This window comes from Gilliamella sp. CG13 (assembly GCF_046635805.1).
GTDB classification, from domain to species: Bacteria; Pseudomonadota; Gammaproteobacteria; order Enterobacterales; family Orbaceae; genus Gilliamella; species Gilliamella apicola_I.
Genome location: NZ_JBIDFM010000023.1, coordinates 1 through 1079, shown reverse-complemented (window position 1 = coordinate 1079; position 1079 = coordinate 1). Strand labels below are relative to the sequence as shown.

The following is a 1079-nucleotide window of genomic DNA, read 5'->3' as shown; positions in this document are numbered from 1 at the left end:
TTCACGCCGCCCAGACCTTCTTCACCTTCATCCTGTACGCCATTACCGTTGCGGTCGACAAACACTTTTCCGAAGATTAATGCATTGTCAAATAATGGGTCCGCTGTCACTGTCACTGTCGCCTGCGCAGTATTCGATACCACTCGACCCAGTTTACTCAGTGCCATCGCCGTATTGGTGTACTCGCCCTGAGTCACGCCTGAGCCCACAACCAACATATAGTTAATAACGAGTTCACCATTGCCTTTTAATTCCAACGAATCATAAGTCATCGCTTTTCCACCTTTCGGGTCGGCTATCTTCTTACCATCTAAACGTGAAGAGCCTTTTACATACTTAAACCCTGCCGGTAAGATGTCTTTCACTTTGATATTCGCTGTTTGTACCGTGTTATTGATCACTTTTATGCTGTAAGGAACAATATCACCTGTCACAACATTATCTTTTAACGCTGTTTTTATAACCGTTATATCCGCATCCGCTGCCCGATAACCCAACATTAAATCGTTAATCGAGGCCGAATAGGTTGTTAACGTGTTATCTTTCAAACCGATCGGTAAGGTTTGGGCTCCACCTACTCCGTTATACACGATCGATGACGGTGGTGAGGACAAGTCGATTAACGGATGCTCAACCACTTTTCCGTCGATGTCTGTGTACTTCTCAAACGATGGAATGCGTTCATAAAGCAGGCTCTCCTGCGTTGAACCCACCACGCCATCATGATAATTTCCAAACAGTAAACGGATATGATGCGTAACAGCACTGCCACTATTGTTACCGATTGCCAGATTACGGAAGCTAAACTGACCATTATTATCCGTCATCGACGTCATTGGCTTGCCATCTTTATCCATCACATGCTTTTTATCACTGTCTAACAGATAAACATTTACACCCGATAACCCCTTATAACTGTCAGCTGAGTTTGAACCTGTCCCTTCACTGTCTTCTACAAGCTTACCTTCAATAATACCACCATGGATATAACCAAAGTCCTGATCGGTTAGGTTACCCGTGATATCAATGATTGCCTGATTGACTGTCTTCGGTAAGGTTAAGTAACCTTTGCTGTCATG

1 pseudogene is annotated in these 1079 nt (G+C 44.0%); it reads right to left on the bottom strand.

Going from position 1 to position 1079, the window contains the following annotated elements:
- A pseudogene (locus ACGH6R_RS11135) lies at window positions 1-1079 on the bottom strand (hypothetical protein); the annotation flags it as partial.